Annotated in this window: 18 protein-coding genes and 1 pseudogene; 14 read left to right on the forward strand and 5 right to left on the reverse strand. The window is 62.1% G+C overall.

Annotation, left to right across the window (positions count from 1 at the left end; genetic code table 11):
- From MKI86_RS18375 to MKI86_RS18390, 4 genes and pseudogenes are all read left to right on the forward strand, one after another.
- Positions 1-114 (forward strand): annotated as a pseudogene (locus MKI86_RS18375) (integrase); the annotation flags it as partial.
- A 347-nt stretch (positions 115-461) separates the two neighbouring features.
- On the forward strand, positions 462-1439 hold the full coding sequence (locus tag MKI86_RS18380) for a zinc-binding dehydrogenase (RefSeq protein WP_241603863.1): 978 nt from the start codon (positions 462-464) through the stop codon (positions 1437-1439).
- Positions 1440-2145: 706 nt separating this feature from the next.
- A complete protein-coding gene (locus tag MKI86_RS18385; RefSeq protein WP_241603865.1) occupies positions 2146-3270 on the forward strand; it encodes a site-specific integrase in 1125 nt (374 codons plus the stop codon).
- A gap of 358 nt (positions 3271-3628) precedes the next feature.
- The gene (locus MKI86_RS18390) at positions 3629-5461 is read left to right on the forward strand and encodes a methyl-accepting chemotaxis protein (RefSeq protein ID WP_269470872.1); all 1833 of its coding nucleotides are present in this window, start codon (positions 3629-3631) and stop codon (positions 5459-5461) included.
- A gap of 163 nt (positions 5462-5624) precedes the next feature.
- Here the strand turns inward: MKI86_RS18390 and MKI86_RS18395 are convergent, their stop codons facing one another.
- A complete protein-coding gene (locus tag MKI86_RS18395; protein ID WP_241603867.1) occupies positions 5625-6287 on the reverse strand; it encodes a ZinT family metal-binding protein in 663 nt (220 codons plus the stop codon).
- Positions 6288-6518: 231 nt separating this feature from the next.
- Here MKI86_RS18395 and MKI86_RS18400 point away from each other — a divergent pair, with 231 nt between their 5' ends.
- Positions 6519-6833 (forward strand): hypothetical protein, encoded by a 315-nt coding sequence (locus MKI86_RS18400; protein WP_241603869.1) that lies wholly within the window; start codon positions 6519-6521, stop codon positions 6831-6833.
- A 142-nt stretch (positions 6834-6975) separates the two neighbouring features.
- The gene (locus tag MKI86_RS18405) at positions 6976-7998 is read left to right on the forward strand and encodes an LLM class flavin-dependent oxidoreductase (protein ID WP_241603871.1); all 1023 of its coding nucleotides are present in this window, start codon (positions 6976-6978) and stop codon (positions 7996-7998) included.
- Between the two features lie 69 nt (positions 7999-8067).
- On the opposite strand, the gene repC is transcribed toward MKI86_RS18405, so the two are convergent.
- From repC to repA, 3 genes are all read right to left on the reverse strand, one after another.
- Positions 8068-9282 (reverse strand): plasmid replication protein RepC, encoded by a 1215-nt coding sequence (repC, locus tag MKI86_RS18410; RefSeq protein WP_241603873.1) that lies wholly within the window; start codon positions 9280-9282, stop codon positions 8068-8070.
- A gap of 305 nt (positions 9283-9587) precedes the next feature.
- On the reverse strand, positions 9588-10673 hold the full coding sequence (repB, locus tag MKI86_RS18415; protein WP_241604530.1) for a plasmid partitioning protein RepB: 1086 nt from the start codon (positions 10671-10673) through the stop codon (positions 9588-9590).
- Positions 10673-11926: a plasmid partitioning protein RepA gene (gene repA / locus MKI86_RS18420; protein ID WP_241603876.1), complete on the reverse strand. Its 1254-nt coding sequence runs from the start codon at positions 11924-11926 to the stop codon at positions 10673-10675. Before repA ends, repB begins: the two co-directional genes overlap by 1 nt.
- Before the next feature lie 408 nt (positions 11927-12334).
- On the opposite strand from repA, the gene MKI86_RS18425 reads away from it, so the two are divergent.
- The 6 genes from MKI86_RS18425 (at position 12335) to MKI86_RS18450 (ending at position 19391) form a co-directional block, all read left to right on the forward strand.
- Positions 12335-12580 carry a WGR domain-containing protein gene (locus MKI86_RS18425; protein WP_241603877.1) on the forward strand — a complete coding sequence of 82 codons (246 nt, stop codon included), beginning with the start codon at positions 12335-12337 and terminating at the stop codon, positions 12578-12580.
- Between the two features lie 380 nt (positions 12581-12960).
- The gene (locus MKI86_RS18430; protein WP_241603879.1) at positions 12961-13302 is read left to right on the forward strand and encodes a helix-turn-helix domain-containing protein; all 342 of its coding nucleotides are present in this window, start codon (positions 12961-12963) and stop codon (positions 13300-13302) included.
- Complete coding sequence (locus MKI86_RS18435; RefSeq protein ID WP_241603881.1) at positions 13302-14582, forward strand: type II toxin-antitoxin system HipA family toxin; 1281 nt, start codon at positions 13302-13304, stop codon at positions 14580-14582. Before MKI86_RS18430 ends, MKI86_RS18435 begins: the two co-directional genes overlap by 1 nt.
- A gap of 302 nt (positions 14583-14884) precedes the next feature.
- Positions 14885-17482: a bifunctional lysylphosphatidylglycerol flippase/synthetase MprF gene (gene mprF / locus MKI86_RS18440; RefSeq protein ID WP_241603883.1), complete on the forward strand. Its 2598-nt coding sequence runs from the start codon at positions 14885-14887 to the stop codon at positions 17480-17482.
- The gene (locus MKI86_RS18445) at positions 17479-18834 is read left to right on the forward strand and encodes a virulence factor family protein (RefSeq protein ID WP_241603886.1); all 1356 of its coding nucleotides are present in this window, start codon (positions 17479-17481) and stop codon (positions 18832-18834) included. Before mprF ends, MKI86_RS18445 begins: the two co-directional genes overlap by 4 nt.
- Before the next feature lie 110 nt (positions 18835-18944).
- Complete coding sequence (locus MKI86_RS18450) at positions 18945-19391, forward strand: VOC family protein (protein ID WP_241603889.1); 447 nt, start codon at positions 18945-18947, stop codon at positions 19389-19391.
- Between the two features lie 28 nt (positions 19392-19419).
- Here MKI86_RS18450 and MKI86_RS18455 read toward each other — a convergent pair whose 3' ends face one another.
- Entirely contained in the window at positions 19420-20334 is a 915-nt protein-coding gene (locus MKI86_RS18455; protein ID WP_241603892.1) for a LysR family transcriptional regulator, read from the reverse strand.
- A 143-nt stretch (positions 20335-20477) separates the two neighbouring features.
- On the opposite strand from MKI86_RS18455, the gene MKI86_RS18460 reads away from it, so the two are divergent.
- On the forward strand, positions 20478-21272 hold the full coding sequence (locus MKI86_RS18460) for an alpha/beta hydrolase fold domain-containing protein (RefSeq protein WP_241603895.1): 795 nt from the start codon (positions 20478-20480) through the stop codon (positions 21270-21272).
- Between the two features lie 47 nt (positions 21273-21319).
- On the forward strand, positions 21320-22510 hold the full coding sequence (locus tag MKI86_RS18465; protein WP_241603898.1) for an efflux RND transporter periplasmic adaptor subunit: 1191 nt from the start codon (positions 21320-21322) through the stop codon (positions 22508-22510).
- Positions 22511-22581 lie beyond the last annotated feature (71 nt).

Below are 22581 nucleotides of genomic sequence, written 5' to 3' on the forward strand. Positions count from 1 at the left end.
GATGAACGCCATGTGCAGAAACAGCTCGGCCACGCCTCTGCCGAGATGACCCGCAAGTATCAGCGCCGGCGTGACCGCTTCCGGGTTAACTTGACGAAGGCGGCAGGATTATAAAGGCCCAGCAATTAGGCCATTCATTGGAAAACTTTGCCAGCTGCGACTGAGTAAGCGTCCGCCGCGCGCCGAGGCAAACCATTATCCGCAGTACTGGGTTCTCGATAATGTCCGCGAATGCGGCGAGTATTCCGCAGATGCCCATTAACGTCGGATATGTGAGTCTCAGAACTGTGCGCATTCGTAGCGCTCAGAGAATACGAGCAAATTATCGCCCAAATCTGAAACTCTGATAGACGCGAAGTGGAGGATGAGCACGCGAAGACGATTTCCACATCGCTTGGGCTTTCGTATGGCCCTCCCCTACTCACCTCCTCGAAATCTCGCGACACCAAAAGGAGCTCGCCATGCGCGCAGCAATCTACGAAACGTTCGGCAATCCCTCTGCGGTCACCAAACTCGGTGACGTGCCCCAACCCATGCCCGGCAAGGGGGAAGTACGCGTCCGCATGATCCTGTCTCCTATCCACAACCACGATCTATGGACCACGCGCGGCACCTATGGCTACAAGCCGACACTTCCGGCCATCGGCGGCACGGAGGCTGTGGGCACGGTCGATGCCGTCGGCGAAGGCGTGGACGCGGTGCTAATCGGCAAGCGAATTGCCGTTGGCGGCGTTCAGGGAAGCTGGGCTGAGTATTTTAACGCCCAAGCCAACACGATTGTACCCGTTCCCGACGCCATTGCCGATGACACGGCCGCCCAACTGATCGCAATGCCCTTCAGCGCCATTTCGCTGCTGGACATGCTTAAGGCAAAGGCCGGTGACTGGATCGTGCAGACCGCAGCCAATGGCGCAGTAGGCAAGGTCATAGCCGCGTTGGCGTCAGAACGCGGCATCGGGTTGATCAATCTTGTCCGCCGCGCAGAGGCCGTAGCGGAACTCACCGACCAGGGCATGACCAATGTTATCGCCACCTCGAACGCCGACTGGATTGACGAGGTCAAGTCAGTAACCGGCCCCAAAGGCGCGGTCTCGGCCGTAGACTCGGTGGGCGGCGAAATTGGTGCTGCGCTCATCGACGTGCTGGGCACTAACGGTGAATTGGTGATCTTCGGCACGGCAACCGGCGCACCGATGCCACTCAATTCCGGCGCTGTGATCTTCAAGGAGATCACCATCAAGGGCTTCTGGGGTGCGAAGGTCAGTGCTGCTATGTCCGGCGAAAAAAAAGGCCAGTTGATCGGCGAGCTCATCACCCTGGCTGTCGAGGGCAAGCTGCCGCTACCGGTCGGCGGTATCTTTGATCTGGCGGATGCAGCTAAGGCCATGGACGCCGCTCAGGTTCCCGGCCGCACTGGCAAGGTGCTGCTACACGCGTAAGCCATGCGATCGTGGCCGCCAACCAAGGCCTGCCACACTCTATTTCAGGCAAGGTTGGGTGGCCCTGCTGCCTCACTAGTGCTTTTGATCTCGCGATTCCGTAAAAGACTGGAATTCGACGTAATGGATCTGCTGGCCTATCCCTAGCCAGCAGATCAAGCGCCTCGCCCAATACCGAACCTAAAAGAATAGCGTGTAGATTGATAAGACGGACCATGTCCTTATCGCACGGGGTTACGCCGTGGGCTAACCCAGCATTGGACAAGTGCGGCATCGCCTAGGATCTTTCGGATACCCTAATCACCATCATCCCGATGACCCTTTTCATAAGGCTGGTGACGGCGTGACGGGCGCTTATCTGCGAACCATAGCCGATGGAAGTGCAGCGCAGGCAAAACCGTTGGCAGTACGGCATGAACGCGATGATCTCCAGAAAGCACATCTGCGGGGTTGTGCAACGCGTTCACCAGAAATCCTCGCTTGGATCAAACCGAGTATTCCCTGAGGACGCGGACATGAGCTTTCGGCCTCAACGCCCTGACCGGTGAGCCCCCCACCCAATCCAGCTGTATAGCAGGCCGCACCGGCACAGGCGCCGCATGATAGCTAAAACGTCGATAAACCCAACGGGCGCCGATCAATGTAGGCTGAACCCATAGCGAGAGCTATAACTATCTTATCATTCATCGTGTTCTTTAATAGAGAAATGCGCCCTATCGTCGAGCAGAACAGCGAAAATCACCCTCAGGAGAGCTCAACGCCGTCTGGCAGCACGGCTGTTGGCGGTGGGGATTTGGCTGCCTTGCCGCCGGATGGCGGATCGGGGGCTGTGCCGGCGCATCTGCGGGATCTGACGGAGCGGGCGCGTGGTTATGTGGAGGCGGCGAGTTCGGCCAATACGCGGCGCGCCTATGCCGCCGACTGGAAGCATTTTGCCGCATGGTGCCGGCGCCAGGGGCTGGCCCTCATGCCGCCCGACCCGGCGGTCGTCGGGCTCTACATCACCGCCTGTGCCTCGGGCAGCAGCGGCGGTGCTGGCGCGCGCAACGTCAGGCCCAACACGGTCTCGACCATCGAGCGGCGGCTTTCGGCGCTGTCCTGGAGCTATGCCCAGGCCGGCCAGCCGCTCGATCGCAAGGATCGCGCGATCGCCACCGTCATGGCCGGCATCCGCAACACCCATGCCGCCCCGCCGCGCCAGAAGGAGGCGGTGCTGCCCGAAGACCTGATCGCCATGCTCGAGACGCTGGAGCGCGGGACGCTGCGCGGCCTGCGCGACCGCGCCATGCTGCTTATCGGCTTTGCCGGCGGTCTGCGGCGCTCTGAGATCACCGGGCTCGATCTCGGCCGCGACCAGACGCAGGACGGCCGCGGCTGGATCGAGATCTTCGACAAGGGCATGCTCGTGACGCTGCGCGGCAAGACCGGCTGGCGCGAGGTGGAGATCGGCAGGGGCTCGTCGGAAGCCACCTGCCCCGTCGCCGCCGTCGGCGCGTGGATCCGCTTCGCCAAGCTCTCGAAAGGACCGCTCTTCCGCCGCGTGACAGGCCGCGGCAAGGATGTCGGGCCGGACCGGCTGAATGACCAGGAGGTGGCCCGCCTCGTCAAGAAGACGGCGCTGGCTGCCGGCGTGCGGGGCGACCTGTCGGAAACCGAGCGGGGCGGGAAGTTTGCAGGCCATTCGCTGCGTGCCGGCCTTGCCTCCTCCGCCGAGGTCGATGAACGCCATGTGCAGAAACAGCTCGGCCACGCCTCTGCCGAGATGACCCGCAAGTATCAGCGCCGGCGTGACCGTTTCCGCGTCAATCTGACAAAGGCGGCGGGGCTGTGATGCCGCGTGTCCGCCACTGGCGCGGACGCCATCGGGTGGATGTGCCATGCGCTTCGGCAGCTTTCCCCTCGTCCCTCTTGATCCGTCGGGACGCGAGTTGAAAGTGGCAAAAACAACCTATAAACGCTGGAATTCGAGCATATTTATATATGACACAGAGCAGCAGTTGTAATTGTTCGCCAAATTGGCCCGCGAACTCAACTCATAATAAGCTTAACAAGACCTTAAGCATTTTCATCAAGTATTAGTCCGGCAGATCCCGGGGTAGAGGCGCGACCGATTGTAGTCGGTTCATAACGCGAACGATCATGTTCACCCTGTCTTTCGCGTCTGTTCCACCCTATCCACGGAAAATACTATGTCGCTTTTGCAAAACCTGCGGATCAGAACAAAGGTCCTGTCCCTCGTCCTCCCTGCCTGTCTTATCGGTATAGGTGGAACCCTCTATGTCTCGGGCAAATTCAAATCTGCGGATACCGAATATTCCGATTTCGTCAGCAATGACGGCAACGCCGAGATAGACATGGCGATTGCCAGCCAGCGTCTCGTTGCGATCGTCTATGACGCATACCAGGTGTTTCTCTACGACGCCGGAACTGACGGCATGAAGAGAGCGGAGAGTGACTACGCGGCCAGCAAGACCAGGCTCAACGAGCTGATTGATAACGCGCGGACACTGATGCCGGCGGACCGTGAGGTGCTGACGTCGCTGCAGGATCAAGCCAACACCGTCATCGAAATCACAGATAAGGCCGTTTCTGCAGGGTCGTCCGACCGGAACGAGGAAGCCAAAGCACTTCTCATGCAAGCCGACGAGAAGGCGGCGCAGACAATTAAAGCGATGCGGACATGGATTAACAATACGAGTGACTCTCTGAAGAAGAAATCAGAGGTTCTTTCTGAGAAAACCAACAATACGATCCTCTACACTCTTCTGGCACTGGCTGTTGTTTTCTCGTCCCTGTTGCTTCTTGCCGTGATCGTTACGAAACGCGAGATTTCATCGCCCATCGAGCGGCTTCGCCTTAGAATGATGTCGCTGGCCGCTGGTCAGGTGGATGAGGCCGTGCCGGGTGCTGACCGGCGCGACGAGCTCGGAAGCATGGCTTCTGCGGTCTCTGTCTTCCGGGAGAATGCCATTGAAAAGGATCGTCTCGAAAGACAGAGCGAGGCTGACAGAACGCTTTCCGAACACGAGAGACTGGAGCGGGAGAAACAGAAGGCCGCCGACGCCGCCAACACCAAGTTTGCGGTCGATTCCCTTCGAGATGGCCTGGAGGCTCTCGCGGATGGCAACGTCTCTCACCGCATCCTGACGCCCTTCACCGGAACGCTCGACGAACTGCGTTCAAACTTCAACAGTTCCGTGGAGAGGCTTCATTCCGTGCTTCGCTCGGTTGGGCAAAATGCGGAAGGGATCGACGCGGGTGCGAACGAGATTCGGGCGGCTGCCGACGATCTTTCGAGGCGCACCGAACAACAGGCAGCCTCCGTCGAGGAAACGGCAGCAGCGCTGGAACAGATCACAACGACGGTGAAGGATTCAGCCAAGCGTGCGGACGATGCCGGTCGGCTCGTGTCGAAGGCACGAACAGGTGCCGAACAGTCTGGTGCGTTGATGCAGAATGCCGTCGAAGCGATGATGGCGATTGAGAAATCTTCGGGCGAGATGGGTAACATAATCTCCGTTATCGATGAGATCGCGTTCCAGACTAATCTCTTGGCGTTGAATGCGGGTGTAGAAGCGGCCCGCGCCGGCGAAGCGGGAAAAGGCTTTGCGGTGGTCGCTCAGGAGGTTAGAGAGCTTGCCCAACGCTCGGCAAACGCCGCCAAAGAAATCAAGGCCTTGATCGCCGCCTCCGGCTCTCAAGTTCAAACAGGCGTCGATCTGGTAAAGCAGACCGGTGCCTCGCTCGAAACGATCGTCGCTGAAGTTCGGGAAATCAGCCTGCACGTCCACGCCATCGTGGAATCGTCTCGGGAGCAGGCGACCGGCCTTCAGGAGATCAACACCGCCGTCAACGTCATGGACCAGGGCACGCAGCAGAATGCGGCAATGGTCGAGCAGTCGACGGCGGCAAGCCATGGTCTCGCCCGGGAAGCCGCTGCGCTCAATCAACTCCTGGCGCAGTTCAACCTGAGCGGTGCAAAAGGCCCAGAAAGCATCGTCCGGACGATGCGGGCTGCATAGAAGCCGGAAGATGATGCCGCGTCACACGGCGCGGCATCTCGAAGACAAACGAATGAAAAGGACTGCCTGAGGGCGCATATAGTCGTTCGGATCCTTCCACCCGCACCGACCACCCTGCGCAGAACACCTAGCGGGGCCTGCCCGACGGCAGGCCGCGATCGGCTCAATGGGCGAGCATTTCCTCAAGGATCTGCTTGCCGTCCAGATTGGCCGGATAATAGGTCGGCCAATTCGTCAGTTCCTTCAGCACCGCAACGCGATCATTGCCCCAGTAGAGATGGTAGTGGCCTGCCTTCTGGGGGGCGATGATGTGGTCGCTGAACTGAATGAAGGATGGTGCTGCCTCGTCACCCCCTACCTTCTTGAAAATGAAGCGAACGCCGCGATTGCCTTTCTCGTAGGTCAGGATTTCGTGGCCATCGGTTTCATAGTCGCCGCTAACCGGCGTCTCGCCACGGAAGAAGGTGACCTTCGGTCCGGCGATCAGGATGCGGTCGACATCGGTCTTGTAGCCAACCTCGTAATAGGCCCGGTAATCCGCGGCACTCTTGTCGCCATGCTTGGCCTTGTCGGCCATGACCGGGTCGAGCGTTCCGTCGACGAGATAGGGATAGACCGACTGCCAGTCGCCTTCCCAGTCCGAAAGCGGACGCGCCTGCACCTGATCGTCCTCGAAGTAGCCGTCATGGACCTTTTTCTGTGCCTCGTCGGCATGGCTATGGCTATGTTTGTGCTCCGACGCGGCATGCGCGCTGGCCAGTCCCGCAAGGCCCAGCGCTGCAGATATCGCCAATACGTGGCCGAGCCTTCTCATCACCTTGGTCATTGCCTCTTCCTTTCAATTGTCCCGTTCGGCAGTCAACACCAAACCGATATGTAATAACGTTACTTAGATCGATTAACCCGCCTGGAAGTCGCGTGCAAGGTCAAAAATGCATTGAATTTTTACCCATCCTCCGTCCTGCACATCAGGCTGGCGCTAGCTTGCGCGGGATAAATGAGCACAGACTGCGGTTAAAGCGGCGGCTTTCGGCGGGCGCGCGAAGAGAGAAACGAGATGAGCGAGATTCAGAACAAGGCTGTCGCCCTTACCATGCAGAATGAAGGCGACATCTCCTCTCAATCACCCGCCGGACGGGCTCTTCCTTATCTCGAAAGCGCTCTCAACCTCTATTTCGCGCTGGGCGGCGATCCGGCGCAGGCCGTGGTTCTTGCCGGAGCCCAAAGGCCGCAGAAGCCTAGAGTTGATGCTTCCGTCGCCGATGTTATGGTGGAAATCGCAGTCGCCAGCCATCTTAGCGATATCGATATGATCCAGGCCACCTACAATCGCCTGGATTTCGAACTGACGTCCCTGCCCCGCCACAAATAGGCAAGCGGCACCAAACCCAGTTCATTCCGTCTCAACCGGTGAACGCACCGTTCTCGCCAGCGGCCTTTTCAAGCGGGCGGCGATCACCCATCTTGCGGATCAACTTCCCAGAAACGGACGCATGGCGTCGAGGCGGACTCACATGAAGAAAATCGGTTTTCTCTCCTTCGGACACTGGACCACTTCCCCCCAATCACAGACCCGTTCGGCCGGCAATACGTTGCTGCAATCGATCGATCTGGCGGTCGCGGCGGAAGAACTGGGCGCCGACGGTGCGTATTACAGGGTACACCACTTCGCGCGGCAGCTCGCTTCCCCCTTTCCGCTGCTGGCAGCCGTCGGTGCACGGACCAAAAGCATCGAGATCGGCACGGCCGTCATCGACATGCGCTATGAAAACCCGCTCTACATGGCCGAGGATGCCGGTTCGGCCGACCTCATCTCGCAAGGCCGCCTTCAGCTCGGCATCAGTCGCGGCTCGCCCGAACAGGTCATCGATGGCTGGCGCCATTTTGGTTATGCGCCGGCGGAAGGTACGAGCGATGCCGATATGGGCCGGCAGCACGCCGAGGTGTTCCTCGAGGTCCTGAAAGGAGAAGGCTTTGCCCAGCCGAACCCGCGCCCGATGTTTGCCAACCCGCCGGGCCTGCTGCGGCTTGAACCGCATTCGGAAGGCCTGCGCGAACGCATCTGGTGGGGCGCCGGCTCCAACGCCACAGCCGTCTGGGCTGCCAAGCATGGCATGAACCTGCAAAGCTCCACGCTGAAGGACGACGAAACCGGCGAACCGTTTCATGTTCAGCAGGCCGCACAGATCCGCGCCTATCGCGAAGCCTGGAAAGAAGCTGGCCATACGCGCACGCCGCGCGTTTCGGTCAGCCGCAGCATCTTCGCCCTGGTCGACGACCGCGACCGCGTCTATTTCGGCCGCGGCGGCAAGGAAGAGGATTCCGTCGGTTTCATCGACGACAAGACACGCGCGATCTTCGGCCGCTCCTATGCCGATGAGCCGGACAGGCTGATCGACCAGCTGGCCGCCGACGAGGGCATCCGGGAGGCCGACACGCTGCTTTTGACCGTTCCGAACCAGCTTGGGGTCGATTACAACGCACATGTCATCGAATCCATTCTGAAACACGTCGCACCGGCGCTTGGCTGGCGGTGAAAACGCATCGGGCGGGGGGCAAATGCGGCCATCCGCCCGGCAAACCTGAATTTTTCACGCCCTTGCCCGTCACGCCTGCGACCGTTCGAGCGCCTGAAGCATCGGATAGACGCTGAAGGCCGCACGCCCAGCCTTCTCGGTTAGGTTTCGCAGATAGCCACCGGGCGAGCGGACGGCCTCGCCCCGTTCCAGCAGCACCGCAATCACCACGGCCGCCGCTTGTTCACCCATCGCTGCCTTCGCCTTGCGCCATGCATCGGGTGAAATGCCGAGCATCGACCGCGCGAGATCCGCCGCAGCCAGGAAATCGCCCCATGACCGGATGCCGTCCTTCGTGTAGTCGGCGATTTGCGGGCAGATACGCATCAATCTGTCGAGGCTGACCGCCATCTTTTGCTCTGGCGCCTTGCCTTTGGAGATTGCGGCTTCGCCCGTTTTAGCTTCGCAGCCGCTTATTTCAAAAGATGAGTCTGTATTTGAATTCTGTATATGGTGCTCATCTTGAAGATCATTGCCGCTCATTTCTTGTTCGGAAAGACTTGAAAGATATGTGTTTTCCACCTCAGCACGCAGCGTTATCAATTCATCGCGCCGCCGCGCCAGGAGGTCGGGAGCCGTGCGGCGGCCAAGGCCGGCGGTGGCCGTGGCCAGACGGGCCGTGAAATCGAGCCAGTCTCCCGCCCTGCCCTCTTCCAGAGCGCAGGCGATGATCTTGGCGATGTCACGTTGGTGCAGCGTCACCTCGCCCCGCAGCGCCCGTATGGCCCTGTCCTCGGCGCGTGCGGCTTCCGCTGCCTCAAGGATTTCGGTGGCCCGCAGCGCGAGCGGCGCGAGATCGAAGCCGAAGGCGTCTTCCATCACGCCGTTGTCGTCACGCCGGCAGAAGCGCTTGCCATTGGCGCTGTCGCGGCGGAAGATCATGCCGGCCTCGACCAGCGCTGCCAGGTGACGGCGGATCGTCGCCGGCGCCATGCCGCGCGTGCGCACCGACAACTCGCGATTGGATGGGAAAACGATGATCGGTGCCGACCCGTCGAGCTCCCGCGTCGTGGTGAAGGAAACGAGCGCTTCCAGCACGCTGATCGTGCGATCGCCGATGCCATAGGCCGCGCGGGCCTCGGTCAGGGCGCGCATCAGCTGCCACTTGTCGGCTCGGCCGGTATCGTTACCGCCCTCCCCGGCTCGCAGCTTTTCCTGCCGCCCCGCCATTTCGCGCTGTCTCTGGAATTGGCGCGCACTCATTCGTCCGCCGCCGAAAGGCGTCGTTGCAATATGCTCCATCATTCGGGTCCCCTTTCCGAGGCAAGGAGGTCCCGTCGACGCCATCCATCCGCCCTGCCGCGTGATCGAGCGGGGTTTCCGCTCCTGCGACAGGTCATTTGGCAGACGAAGTTTCACCTTCGCACGACGCTAGCGTCGCACGACTCTTGACTTTGACTGTAGGAAGTGATTCTCTCGAATTGCTACATAGAAGAGGGCTTCCGAAATGGTGACGTTTTGGGGGCCTTTTTTCTTGTCTCCGCGCTTCCTTTCGCTGGTTTCTCAGGCGTTCTCCAGCCGCTCACGCGGCCGAATCACAGAATTGTCGGTCAGGTCTTCCCCGCCTTCGCGTCTTTGCGCGCGGCAAGAAAGTCTGCGTAATCGTCCTTCATCCGGGCTGTTACAGCCTCAATGAAGGCGGGATCCACTTCCGGTGCAAAGGCAATGCGTACGGCCTTGCCCTTGCGTTCGACCCGGGCGAGTACGCCACCGTCCGGGCGGGTGATCGCCTCGACCGCGGCCGCTGCCTTGGGAGCACGGCGCATCAGCCGGTCGAATAGCATCTGAAAACGCTCGTCGCTCGTTGCCAGGCGGAAGCGTTCGGAATGGACCTCGTCCTCAGATTTCTCGATCTCCGCGCCATCGCCGTTCTCGAAGAGCGCGCCGAGCGCCATCCAGCGTTCGCGGCCGGCCTTTGGCGCCGGCCCGATTTCGCGCACGAAGCGGAAGGGCACGGCTTCTGCGACCTGCAGCAGACGCGACAGCTCGCTCTTCTGTACGGCCAGCGCATCGCAGACGAGCTTGCGCTCGAAACCCCGCCCGACGAGCGTATGCGCAAACAGCGCGCGCTCGATGAAGCTCAGATTGCGTCGTTCGGCATTTTCCTTGCCCTGTGCCAGAACGAGTTCGTCATCGCTCAGCGTCTTGACGATCGCCTTTACGGGCTGGCCAAGGCGACGGGCTGCGCGCAGGCGGCGGTGGCCATAGGCGACCTGATAACGGTCCCCCTCCCCTGCCCCGGCATTTCCAGTAGGGGAGGGGCGCACCAGGATCGGTACCTGCTGCCCGCTTTCGCGAATGCTTTCGACGAGTGCGAGGAAATCCGGATCGTCGCGTTCCTCATCGCTGAGGCGGTCGTTGATGAAGGAGACGTCGATCTTGTCTGTATCGAGCGAAACGATGCGCTCGCCGTCCTGCAACGCCTGGCGCAGCGCCCGCGCCTCCTCCGCCTCGCGAGTAATCGAGGTCAGCGTCAGGCCCATCGCCTTGACGGCGCCGGAGGACGCCCGCACCGGGGCAGCGATCGGTTCGTTTGCCGTCGGCACGGACTTCGTTTCGGGCGCCGCCTCCCCGGTTGGCACGATATCGCCGCCGAACAGCGCCTTGATGGAATTCTTGCGATCGCGGCCCGCCATCATGTGCGCCCCCATGCAGTATGAATCAGCTGTTCGATCTCGTTGTTGACGGCATCCAGTGCGTCCATCGCGCGATCATAAGTGCCGCGGGAGAAGTTCTCGCGCCCGACTTCGTAAAGCGTCTGCTTCGTCAGGCCGGCATCCGAGACGGCGGTGGATTTCAGCATCGGTGCCGTCAGAACACGGCTGCCGAAGAGCGAACGGAGAAACCCGACGATCTGTGCCTGCGGCCCGTCATGCGGTTCATAGCGCGTTACGAGATAGCGCAGGAAATCGAAATTGAGCTGCCCGCCCGCCTCGCGCACCACGCCAAGCAGATCCGCCGTCATGAAGAGGAACTGGCTCATGGAGGCGACATCCAGCATCTGCGGATGCACCGTCACGATGACCGACGTCGAGGCGCAGAGTGCTGACAGCGTAAGATAGCCGAGCTGCGGCGGGCAATCGATGACAACAACGTCATAGTCATCCGCAACCGTGGCAAGGGCTGCCTGGACGCGGGTGAAGAACAGGCCATGGGCGTCGCCGGGGCGTCGCTCGGCAAGCGCGCGCGGCGTCGAGTGCTCGAACTCCTGGAGTTCGAGATTGCCGGGCACCAGATCCAGATTGTGGAAGTAGGTCTTGCGAACGATATCTGATAGCGGCCGCGCCTCGTCATCGTAACGGATCGCGCCGTAGATCGTGTCATTGCCGACAAGGTCGAGTTCCGGCTGGTAACCGAAGAGCGCCGAAAGCGAGGCCTGCGGGTCGAGATCGATCGCCAGAACGCGATGGCCGGTCATGGCCAGGTGCTGGGCGAGGTGGACCGCCGAGGTCGTCTTGCCCGAGCCGCCCTTGAAATTGGTGACGGAGATGACCTGCAGGTGCTCGCCCCGCGCCTCGTCACGCCATTTCAGATAGGAGCGGGCCTTTGCGGCATTGCCCTTGGCGCGCGCCTGCTCGGCGAGGTGATGACGCAGCGCATCGATATCGGCGAGCGAATACATGCGACGGCCGCCGGGGCCGGTGGCCAATTCCGGTCCCTCGCCCGCCAACGAGATCTGCCGGAGATAACCGTCGGATACGCCGATCAACCGCGCGGCTTCCCCCGACGTGAAGCTGCGCAACGACTTCCGCGATGTCGGCGAAAACAGCCGGTCGCGCATTGCCTGGAGCTGCACGGAGAGCGCCTGCGCATCTTCCGCAATGGTTTCGTCCGCCGGGCGAAGCGGCGGCGTCTGTTCTCCCATGGCTGTGTCCGACGGCAGGGCCATCAATGTCTCCGATCGTTTCCCGGTCTCGCCAGCGCCTCATGCACTGCGGACCGTCATGCTATTATCTCCCGATTCTCGACACCGTGGATATGCGACGTCTTGAAAATCTACAGATGCATTTAGCAGTTACGGCGAACTAACCATCCTTCGCCTTATTCCGTTAGGCACGCTGGGCCATGCTGCGAGTCGCGTCAAGCCCTTTCTGATTATGGGAAATGGCAATGCACAGGCAAAGAAACGCTGGAAAATGAATCGTTTGCGGGCATTTCGGCGTCAGGAACGAGGGCGTTGCCATCATCACGTTGACAGCTGTCAACGACCTTATCCATCAGCGGCATGAATCGATCAGTCAGAATCGATTCAATAAAGTCGTTGGACGCGATTCCCCGACACCTTCAAATTCGGCGCATGGAGCAAGGCACGTCAAGACATTTCATCCGCTGCGATCCCTCGCGCAACATGAACCGCTTCTATCGCTTGACCGTGACACGCGACCTGCTGGGACAGACCTTGCTCATCCGCGAATGGGGACGGGTCGGTGTCTACGCCCGCCGCCGTTCAGACGAGAAGACAGGGCTGGCGGAAGCCGTGCGCGACGCGGCAGCGCTCGCCGCGCGGAAAATGAAGCGCGGCTATGTGCCGGTCGCTGAGTGATGAGTTGATCGTTGACAGCTGTCAACGCGTCAACGATCTGCAGTTCGACGATGTAGACGACGGCACTCCCAGTGGCGACCCGCTTGATCCATGCACTGGCTTCCATGAACTTTGCCGCAAAAGGACTGGACATAGACTCCATACTCTTTCATTACAGGGACATCGCTGCTTCGAGGTTGATCGCGCACTCTCGACGCCCAGCCGGTGGACGCTGTCCATGCCAGTTTCACCTGCGCTAGCGGCAACACAAAGCCTTCTCACGAAACACCCTAGACAATTTGAAGCGGAATTCCGCTCGAACTACGATTTTCGTGCGGAATTCCGCTTCTCTCGTTCAGCGTTTCATGATAAACAGCGGACTTTCTGACATCGAGGCCCGCATGAAAACGCCGATTGCCGAAAATCTCGGCGCGCAGATCCGGCAGGCCCGGACCGGCCGCAGCATGACCCAGCCGGACCTTGCCGCACGGCTCGGGCGTGATCGCGCCCGCATTTCAGAACTGGAGCGCGATCTGCTTCAAGGGCGTATCGGCCGTGATCGGCTGGCGTTGCTGCTCGACATCTGCGACGCACTCGACCTCGTGCCCATGCTGGTGCCGGTCGAAAAATTTTCTGCCGTGCAGAGCGCGTTGCGGCAAGGGGAGGGGAGGGTTCTGTCATCCAGCCCGACCTCCACCGCTTTCGACGATGTGTTCGTCGATCTCTCGGGCGAGGACGAGTAATGGCCGGCGCGGCGATTCTCGCGATTCACATCACCGCTCCGCAGGGCCACCGGTTGCGCGTCGGCACGCTGTCGCGCGACGGGGGAGGAGCAACCGCCTTTACAATAGATGAGGCGTTCCTGCGTGATCCCGCGCGGCCGGTCGTCAGTCTTGGATGGGTGGTTCCTGGTGATGAGGAGGCCACCCGACAACGCCTTACCGGTCGTGGCGACAAGATCGGCCTCAACGGGCATCTGCCGCCATGGTTTGCGGGCCTGCTGCCGGAAGGCGCGCTCCGCGAGCTCGTCATGGCCGAAATGGGGCCGGGCCGGCACGACCAGTTCGATCTCCTGACACGGCTGGGCGGCGACCTGCCGGGCGCGCTCATCGTCACGCCAGAGACGACGCCACCTTTCACCGCCGGGCCGCTTCATCTCGAACGTCTCGGCGGGCTGGATCTGCCGCGGCCGGAAGGGCTGGTCAAATTCTCGCTCGCCGGCGTGCAGCTCAAGTTCTCGGCTACCGAAAATCACGGCCGCCTCACCGTGCCCGCGCGGGCAGGGGAGGGGAGGGCAATCCTCAAGGTACCTACGGCGCAGTATCGCGCGTTGCCGGAAGCGGAATTCGCCGCCATGTCGCTCTGCCGCATGATTGGTGTTCACACCGCTGACTGCCGTCTCGTGCCGGTCAGTGCGATCGACGGTATTCCATCGGCTTTGCTGGAGGGTGGCGCGCAGGCGCTTGCGGTCGACCGGTTCGACCGGCCGGGGGAGGGCAGGCGGCTGCATATCGAGGATGCGGCACAGATCGTGGGCGCCGTCGGCGAGCGCAAATACACGATGGCGACCTACGAGACGATCCTCAACATGATCCGCCGCTTCTCCACGGACTGGCGCGCCGACGTGATGGAAGGTTTGCGCCGCATCGTCGCCGACGTGCTGATCGGCAATGGCGACAACCACCTGAAGAACTGGTCCTTCCTGTTTCCCTCGGAAGGCATCGTCCGGTTGTCGCCGGCCTATGACATCGTACCGACCGTGCTATTTTCGCCCGCCGATGGATTGGCGCTGCGCTTCGTCGGGACGCACAGCTTCGAGAAAGTCAATCTTCGCCGCTTCCGTCGCGTGGCCGAATTCCTCGGTCTTGATGCCGACTGGATCGAACGGGAGGTGAGGGCAACCGTGCGGACGGCGCTTGAACGATGGCCGCAAGAAGCCCCACACCTGCTCGGCAAAGAACGCGGAGATCGCCTCATCGCCCGCCTGGACACGCTGGCTTTGGTGCAGGAGATAAAGGGTTAGGGCAGGGGGCTTCAGGCAAAAAAAATGGGCCGGCGAGTTGCGCGGCCCATGAAGTGTGAAGGTTCAAAAAACCTCCAGAGGGGAACAGCTGATGCGGCGGCACTGGGAGGAAAAAGCCGCCGTGTGCATCAACTGCGAGCACTATGCCCCTTTTTTGACCAGATGGAAAACATTTATTGTGCAATGCAGCTATGCACGGGCCGCGTTGCTCCCACACTGTCGCACGATTGCGAAAAATCAGCCCGATATTTGCCACAGACGGGGCTAGGATGCGGCGCCGTAACATCAGCGCGGGCTTGAGCATGTCGGACAAAACAGGTGTGGTTGCCGAGGACACGTCGTCTCGGCTCGTTGTGCTGTTTCTCACATACAGACTTTATATCCTCGGTGCGGCCAGTCTATGCGTTTTCGCGCTCGTGGCATTCGCGTTGTATCGGCTGACGGCGGAGGTGCGCTATGACGAGGTGCTCGCCGCGCTTTCGGCCACCTCGTGGAGCGCGATGGCGCTTGCCGCATTGTTCACCGGCCTCAGCTTCTTCGCGCTCATCCTTTACGACGTGAACGCGCTGGACCACGTCGGGCGCAAGGCGCCATGCCCCTCCGTCGCCGTTACCGCCTTCATGGCGTATGCGGTCGGCAATACCGTGGGTTTCGGCCCGCTCAGCGGCGGGGCCATCCGCTTTCGCGCCTATTCCAGGCTCGGGCTGACGCCGGGCGAGATCGCCCGCATCATCGCCTTCGTCACGCTCTCCTTCGGCCTCGGGCTGCTTGGCGTCAGCGCCCTTGCCACGCTTGCCGTTGCACCCCGCGTTGCCGGCATCATCGGCGTGGATGCGGTCTGGCTGCGAGTCATCGCCGGCGCGGTCGTGGCCGGGCTGGCCGCAGTCTTCTATATCGGCCGCAACGGCCGGGTGCTGAATATCAAGGGCATTCGGCTGCGTCTGCCCGACAGCGGCACCGCCTCGCGCCAGTTTCTTGTGTCCGCGCTCGATATCGCCGCAGCGGCCTCCGTGCTCTATGTGCTTCTGCCGGAAACCCATGTCGGCTGGCCGACCTTCCTCGCGATCTATGCGGTGGCCATCGGTTTCGGCGTGCTCAGCCATGTCCCGGCCGGGCTCGGGGTGTTCGAAGCCGTGATCATGGCGGGCCTGTCGAACGCCATCGGCATCGACCAGCTGCTCGGCAGCCTCGTGCTCTACCGACTGATCTACTATGTGCTGCCGCTGCTTCTTGCCACGCTCCTGCTGCTCCTGACCGAAATGCGCCAGCTCGCGCTGCGGCCGGGCGTGGCCGAGGCCGCTCAGCTTGCCGGAAAGCTCGCCCCGGCGTTGATCGCCACGCTGTCGCTACTGCTTGGCGCCATGCTGATCTTCTCGAGCGTGGTACCGACACCCGATACCGATCTGGACTTCCTGTCCGGTTACCTGCCGCTACCGATCGTCGAGGGTGCGCATTTCCTCTCGAGCCTTATCGGCCTGCTTCTGATCGTGGCTGCACGCGGACTTGGCCAGCGGCTCGACGGTGCTTGGTGGGTCGCGCTCGCTGGCGCTGCTGTTGCCTTCGCCTTCGCCTTCCTGAAGGCCATCGCGGTTTTCGAGGCGGCCCTCCTGGCGCTGTTCATCGTCGCGCTGCTTGCCAATGCGCGCGCCTTCGACCGGCACAGTTCGCTGCTGCGCCAGGCGCTCGGCCCATCCTGGCTGATGGCCATCGCCGTCATCCTTGTCACGGCGACCTTCATCCTGTTCTTCGTCTATCGCGACACGAATTATGCGCATGACCTCTGGTGGCAGTTCGAGTTCTCGGAAGAGGCGCCCCGCGGATTGCGCGCGTTGCTTGGCCTCGCCATCGCGGCATCGACACTGGCGCTTTCCAGCCTGCTGCGACCGGCACATTACCGAACGCAGGGGCCGACGCCGGAGGAGCTGAAGCAGGCCGTGGCCGTGACGATGCAGCAGGATGTGGCGGATGCCAATCTGGTGCGCATGGGTGACAAGCGGCTGATGTTTTCACCCTCCGGCCGCTCCTACATCATGTACGGCATCCACGGCCGTTCATGGATCGCGATGGCCGATCCGATCGGCGCGGAGGAAGAATTTCCCGAACTCGTCTGGCAATTCGTCGGCGCGGCGAGGGCGGGCGGGGGGCGCGCCGCCTTCTACCAGATTTCGCCCGCTTTGCTCGGCGCCTGCGCGGATGTGGGCCTTCGGGCCTTCAAGCTCGGCGAGCTCGCCACCATCGACCTTGCGGAATTCGAGCTCAAGGGCAGCCGTTTCGCCAATCTGCGCCAGTCGTATAACCGGGGCCTGCGCGACGGGCTGACATTCAACGTCGTCCAGCCGGGCGATGTCGCGCCGATCCTCAGCGATCTTCGTGCCGTGTCCGATGGCTGGCTCGACCATCACAACGCCAAGGAAAAGACCTTCTCGCTCGGGGCCTTCGATGACGATTACGTGCTGTCCCAGCCCGTTGCGGTCGTTCGGCTCGCCGAGAGCATCGTGGCCTTTGCGACGCTCATGGTGACGGATACGAAAGCCGAGGCGACGGTCGATCTCATGCGCTTTGCGCCGGATGCGCCCAAGGGCACGATGGATTTCCTGTTCGCCAGCATTCTCGACTATCTGCGCAACGAAAAATATGCCCAGTTCAACCTCGGCATGGCGCCGTTGTCGGGCATGGCGCGGCGCGAGGCGGCCCCCGTATGGGACCGAGTCGGCGGCGCGCTTTTCGAACACGGCGAGCGCTTCTACAATTTCAAGGGCTTGCGGGCCTTCAAATCGAAGTTTCATCCCCGCTGGGAACCGCGCTATCTTGCGGTTTCCAATGGCACAGGGGCGGCGCTGGCCCTGATGGACGTGACCTTTCTGATCGGCGGCGGCGTCAAAGGAGTAATCTCGAAATGAAGGTTCTGTCCCGTCTTACGGCCGCCGCGCTGCTCGCCAGCCTCCTGCCATGCGCAGCCATGGCGCAGAGCTTCGACACAGGCATGATCCCCGCCGATCATATCACCATGCCAGACGGTGCGCCTGAGGCGAGTGTGTTCCTGATCTCCGGCAAGGACGGCTGGGGCGAGCAGGAGGACAAGCAGGCTGCGGACCTGGCCGCGAAGGGCGCCGCCGTCGTCGGCATCGACCTGCCGACCTACCTAAAAACGCTCGCCGCGGATACCGGCGACTGCGTCTACATGATCTCCGACGTGGAATCGCTGGCCCACCAGACCCAGCGCGCCGGCGGGGCGACACAGTACAATCCGCCCATCGTCGCGGGCATCGGGGAGGGGGGTGCCCTGGCCCTCGCCATGATCGCCCAGAGCCCCGCCGCCACGCTCGACCAGGCTATTGCCGTCGATCCGGAAGCCGGTATCGCGCTGGACAAGGTGCTCTGCACCCCTGCCAGCAAGACGAAGGCGGGCGACCGCACACTCTATGGCCTGACGGACGGGCCGCTGCCCGCACCGGTGACGGTGCTTTTCACCACCGCCGCCCCGCAGGCCGGCCGCGACCATGTGACGATGCTGCAGACATCGCATCCCGATATCGAGGTGCGCGACGAGACGGCAAGCGCCGCCGATGCGCTCTCGCAGGCGCTGGCCGACCGGGTGGATGCCGCCGCCGACACAGAAACGCCCCTTGGCCTGCCGCTCAGCATCCTCAAGGCGACGCCGGCCTATGACACGATGGCGGTGGTCTATTCCGGCGACGGCGGGTGGCGCGACATCGACAAGCAGGTGGCCGGCGCGCTGCAAGAGCGCGGCATTCCCGTCGTCGGCGTGGATTCGCTGCGCTACTTCTGGTCCGAGCGAAAGCCGCAGGAAACGGCGGACGACCTATCCCGCATCATCGACGCCTTCAGCAAGGAATGGAACGTCAAGCATGTGCTGCTCGTCGGCTACTCCTTCGGCGCCGATGTGCTGCCTGCAACCTATAACCTGCTTCCGGCCGAAGACCGCAAGCGGGTGCCGCAGGTGACGCTGATGGCGCTCTCGCATCAGGTCGACTACGAGATATCGGTGACGGGCTGGCTCGGCGTGGCCGGGGAAGGGGCGGGCGGCGACCCGGTCAAGGACATTGCCAGGATCGACCCCAAGATGGTGCAATGCATCTACGGCAGCGAAGAGGACGACGACCCGTGCCCGACACTGAAGGCCTCGGGCGTGGAATCCATCTCCATCGAGGGCGGGCATCATTTCGACGGCGACTACGAAGCCCTTGCCGGCCGCATCGTGGATGGGTTGAAGAAGCGCCTCGGCGGCTAGGGCAGGATGGCTCCTCCTGTCTCTGCGATCTTGCCCGGACGCCGTCAGGTTGACCTCCATGCCGATCGGTAGGATAGTGACGCGTCACTCTAGGGAGGAGGGATAGCATCGTGAAGATCGTGACCAGCCTGAGTTTCCAGGGCCAGTGCCGGGAGGCGTTCGAGTTCTATGCCGAGGTTCTCGGCGGGACGATCACGGCTGCCATGCCCTATAGCGCCGCGCCACCGGACATGCCCATCAGCGACGAAAAGTACAAGGACTGGCTTATGCATTGCTGGCTGCAGGTCGGCGATCAGGCGTTGATGGGCGCGGACATGGACGTCGCGTGGGCACCGAATGTCGGCAAGCCCAAGAACGGCTTCGACGTGACATTGCACACAACCGACAAGGTCGAGGCGAAGCGCTGGTATGACGCGCTTTGTGACGGCGGGCGGCCGGGCATGCCTTTTGACGAAACCTTCTGGTCCCCCGGCTTTGGCTCGCTGACCGACAAATTCGGCGTGCCGTGGATGATCAATACGATCCCGTCCGCCGACTGGAAGCCGAAGCAAGGCTGAGATCTCGCCATTACGACCGACAGCGTGCTCAATCGTGCGGGGCCAGTTGCGAGCGCGCCAGCAGCCGCACGAGCCAGTCGACGAAAACACGGACCTTGTTGCTGAGATGCCGGTTGGGCGGATAGACGACGTAGAGCTGAAGCCGCTCGACCTGCCAGTCGGCCAGCACCGGCACCAGCCGACCATCTTCCAGCGCCCCGCGCGCCATGAAACGGGCGAGCAGGGCGATGCCCAGCCCCGAAAGCGCGGCTGTGGAATAGCTGCGCGCATCGTTGGTCGATACGGTATATCGGCCGTTGATCTCAATCCTCTCTTCTCCGCGCGTCAGCGCGAAGGGCATGATGCGGTTGTTCTGCGCGAAGAAGTAGTTCACCAGACGGTGGTCGGTTTCGAGCTCCGCCGGATGCTGTGGTGTACCGAAGGCAGCTATATAGTCGGGCGCCGCGCAGGCCAGGAGGTCGACCTCGCCAACCCGCCGCGCGATAAGCGACGTGTTGCCCGGCGCGCCTGCCCTGAGCGCGCAATCGACATTCTCCGCGAGATAATCCACCGGCCGGTCGCCGACACCAAGGTCGATGCTGATATCGGGATAGGCCTCGTGGAACTCCTTCAGCGCCGGAATGACCACAAGATCGGCGAAGGCGCCGGACATCTCCACGCGCAGGCGGCCGCTTGGATTGGTGCGGGAATGCGAAAGGCTGCCGTCCAATTCATCGATCTCGGTGATGATCTGGTTCGCCCGTTCATAGTAGAGCGCGCCGTCCGTCGTCACCATCACCCGGCGCGTCGTGCGGTTCAGCAGCTTGGTCTGAAGATGCGCCTCGAGATTATGAATGAGATTGCTGACAGTGGCTTTGGGCATGCCCAGGGTATCGGCCGCCCGGGTGAAATTTCCCATCTCGACGACACGAAGGAAAACGCGCATCGCAGAAAGCTGATCCATGGAACATTCCCGCTATGGAAGACATGATTGTTCGAGTTATCGAACAGTGAAATCAATTTTACCACACTTATCTGGGTGCAATGACTAACGATATAAATGGTGAGGGCCCCTCCTATTTCCAACAGGGCCACAGGACAAAATCGATGCCGGTGGAAATCAAGGATATGACGTTCGACAAGGTGGCCTCCGGCCCCGTGTCGGTGCGCGTCTATCAGGGAGCGGAGTACGCCAAGGGCGCACCGGTCCTGCTCTATTTCCACGGCGGCGCGTTCATGCAGTCGGGCCTCACCCATTGCCCGCTCGCCGAATGCATTGCCGGCACCGGCGCCATCGTCGCCGTGCCGAACTATAACGAGGACGGCAGCGTCTTTCCGCAGCCGCTCGAAACCGGCTTTTCCATCTTTTCCTATCTGGCCAAGAAGCGCGCCGGTCTCGGCGACCGCAAGTCGCTTCTGTTGATCGGCGGAGAGGAAGCGGGCGGCAATGTCGCGGCCGGCGTTGCGCTGAAGGCGCGGGATCACTTCGCCGACGAGCTCGACGGCCAGGTCCTGCTGTCGCCGCTGCTCGATCCCTTCATGGCCACCCCATCTTTCCGCAAGGCGGACGCCATCGGCATGCGCAGCCGCTGGGCCGACGGTTGGAGCCACTATCTCAGCGGCGGGGTCTGCCACCCCTATGCCGCACCGTCGATGTGCTCGCGCCTTACGGGCCTTGCACCGGCGCTCATCCTGTCCTCTGAGGACGATCCGCTTCTCGACGAGGGCCTGGGATATGCCGCAAGCCTCAGCGCGGCAGGCGTCAAGGTTCAGCAGCATGTCCTTCCCGCGGGAACAGGCTGGCCAACGATTTACAGCGGGACACCCAATGGTGCCGGGAACTGGGCAGGCGTCGTCGCCGACCAGTTCTCCGGTTTCGTTCACAATATAAGCACTGCCTGATTTGAATTGAAAACATAACGCGGACCCAAGCCGCACTGGAGAAAACAATGATGTCGAAGCGCAAGCGCTGGGCCCTCACGGGCGCCGGCCTGGGACTGGCTGTGTCTGCTTCTGCCGCAGCCCTGATCTTCCAACTGCCCGCCACCGCCGCCAAGGCCGAGGCGACCGTCTCCGCTGAGGTTCCCGCGGTGCCCGTCACCGTGACGGTTGTCGAGAACCGCGATGTGGTGACATGGCAGGAATTCTCCGGCCGCCTGGAGGCCATCGAACGCGTGCAGGTTCGCTCGCGCGTTTCGGGCGCCATCCAGTCGGTCAACTTCCGTGAGGGTGCGCTGGTGAAGGCCGGCGACCTGCTCTTCACCATCGATCCCCAGCCCTTCCAGACGGCGGTGACGCAGGCGAAGGGCCAGTTCGCCTCCGCCGAGGCCCGGGTTAAACTCGCCAGAACCCAGCTTGAGCGCGGCGAACGCCTCGCGCAAAGCAACAGCATCTCGCAAAGCGATATCGACCAGCGCCTGAACGCGGTGGCCGAGGCCGAAGCGGCGCTGACCACCGCGCGTGCCACGCTCGATGCCGCTGAGCTCGAACTCAGCTATACGAATGTACGCGCACCCGTCGCCGGCCGCGTCGGCCGGGTGGAGATCACCACCGGCAACCTCGTGGCGGGCGGCTCGGCCTCCCCGGCGCTGACGACGCTCGTTTCCGTCGATCCGATCTATGCGAGCTTCAATGTCAGCGAGGAAACGGTTGCGGCGGCGCTTGCAGCCCTACCCGCATCCGAAGGCGCACTGCCCCCGATCGAGCAGATCCCGGTGGAGGTCGGCACGCTCGCCGACGAAGGCACGCCCATCCACGGCAAGCTCCAGCTGATCGGCAACGAGGTGGATGCGGCCAGCGGCACGATTGCCGTGCGCGCCGTGTTCGACAATCCCGGCAATCGCCTGATCCCCGGCCAGTTCGTGCGCATCCGCATGGGCGAGCCAAAGGCCGAGAGCAAGATCCTCGTCAGCGAAAAGGCCGTCGGCACCGACCAGGACAAGAAGTTCGTCTTCGTCGTCGACAAGGAGAACAAGGTCACCTACCGGCCTGTCGTGCTCGGTAGCCTGTCCGGCAACGAGCGTATCGTCGAAAGCGGCCTTGCCGATGGGGACAAGGTGGTCGTCAACGGCCTGCAGCGCGTTCGCCCCGGCATCGTGGTCGATCCGCAGGAACAAGAAAGCGTCGCCGCCGTGAAGTAACGGCGGCCGGCGGGGCGACGTAAAGGCCCCGCCCCGATTGCATGCAAATCCATGTCCGCCGGCGGAGCCTT

Origin of the sequence: Shinella sedimenti, from assembly GCF_022601905.1 — a bacterium.
Lineage (GTDB): Bacteria > Pseudomonadota > Alphaproteobacteria > Rhizobiales > Rhizobiaceae > Shinella > Shinella sedimenti.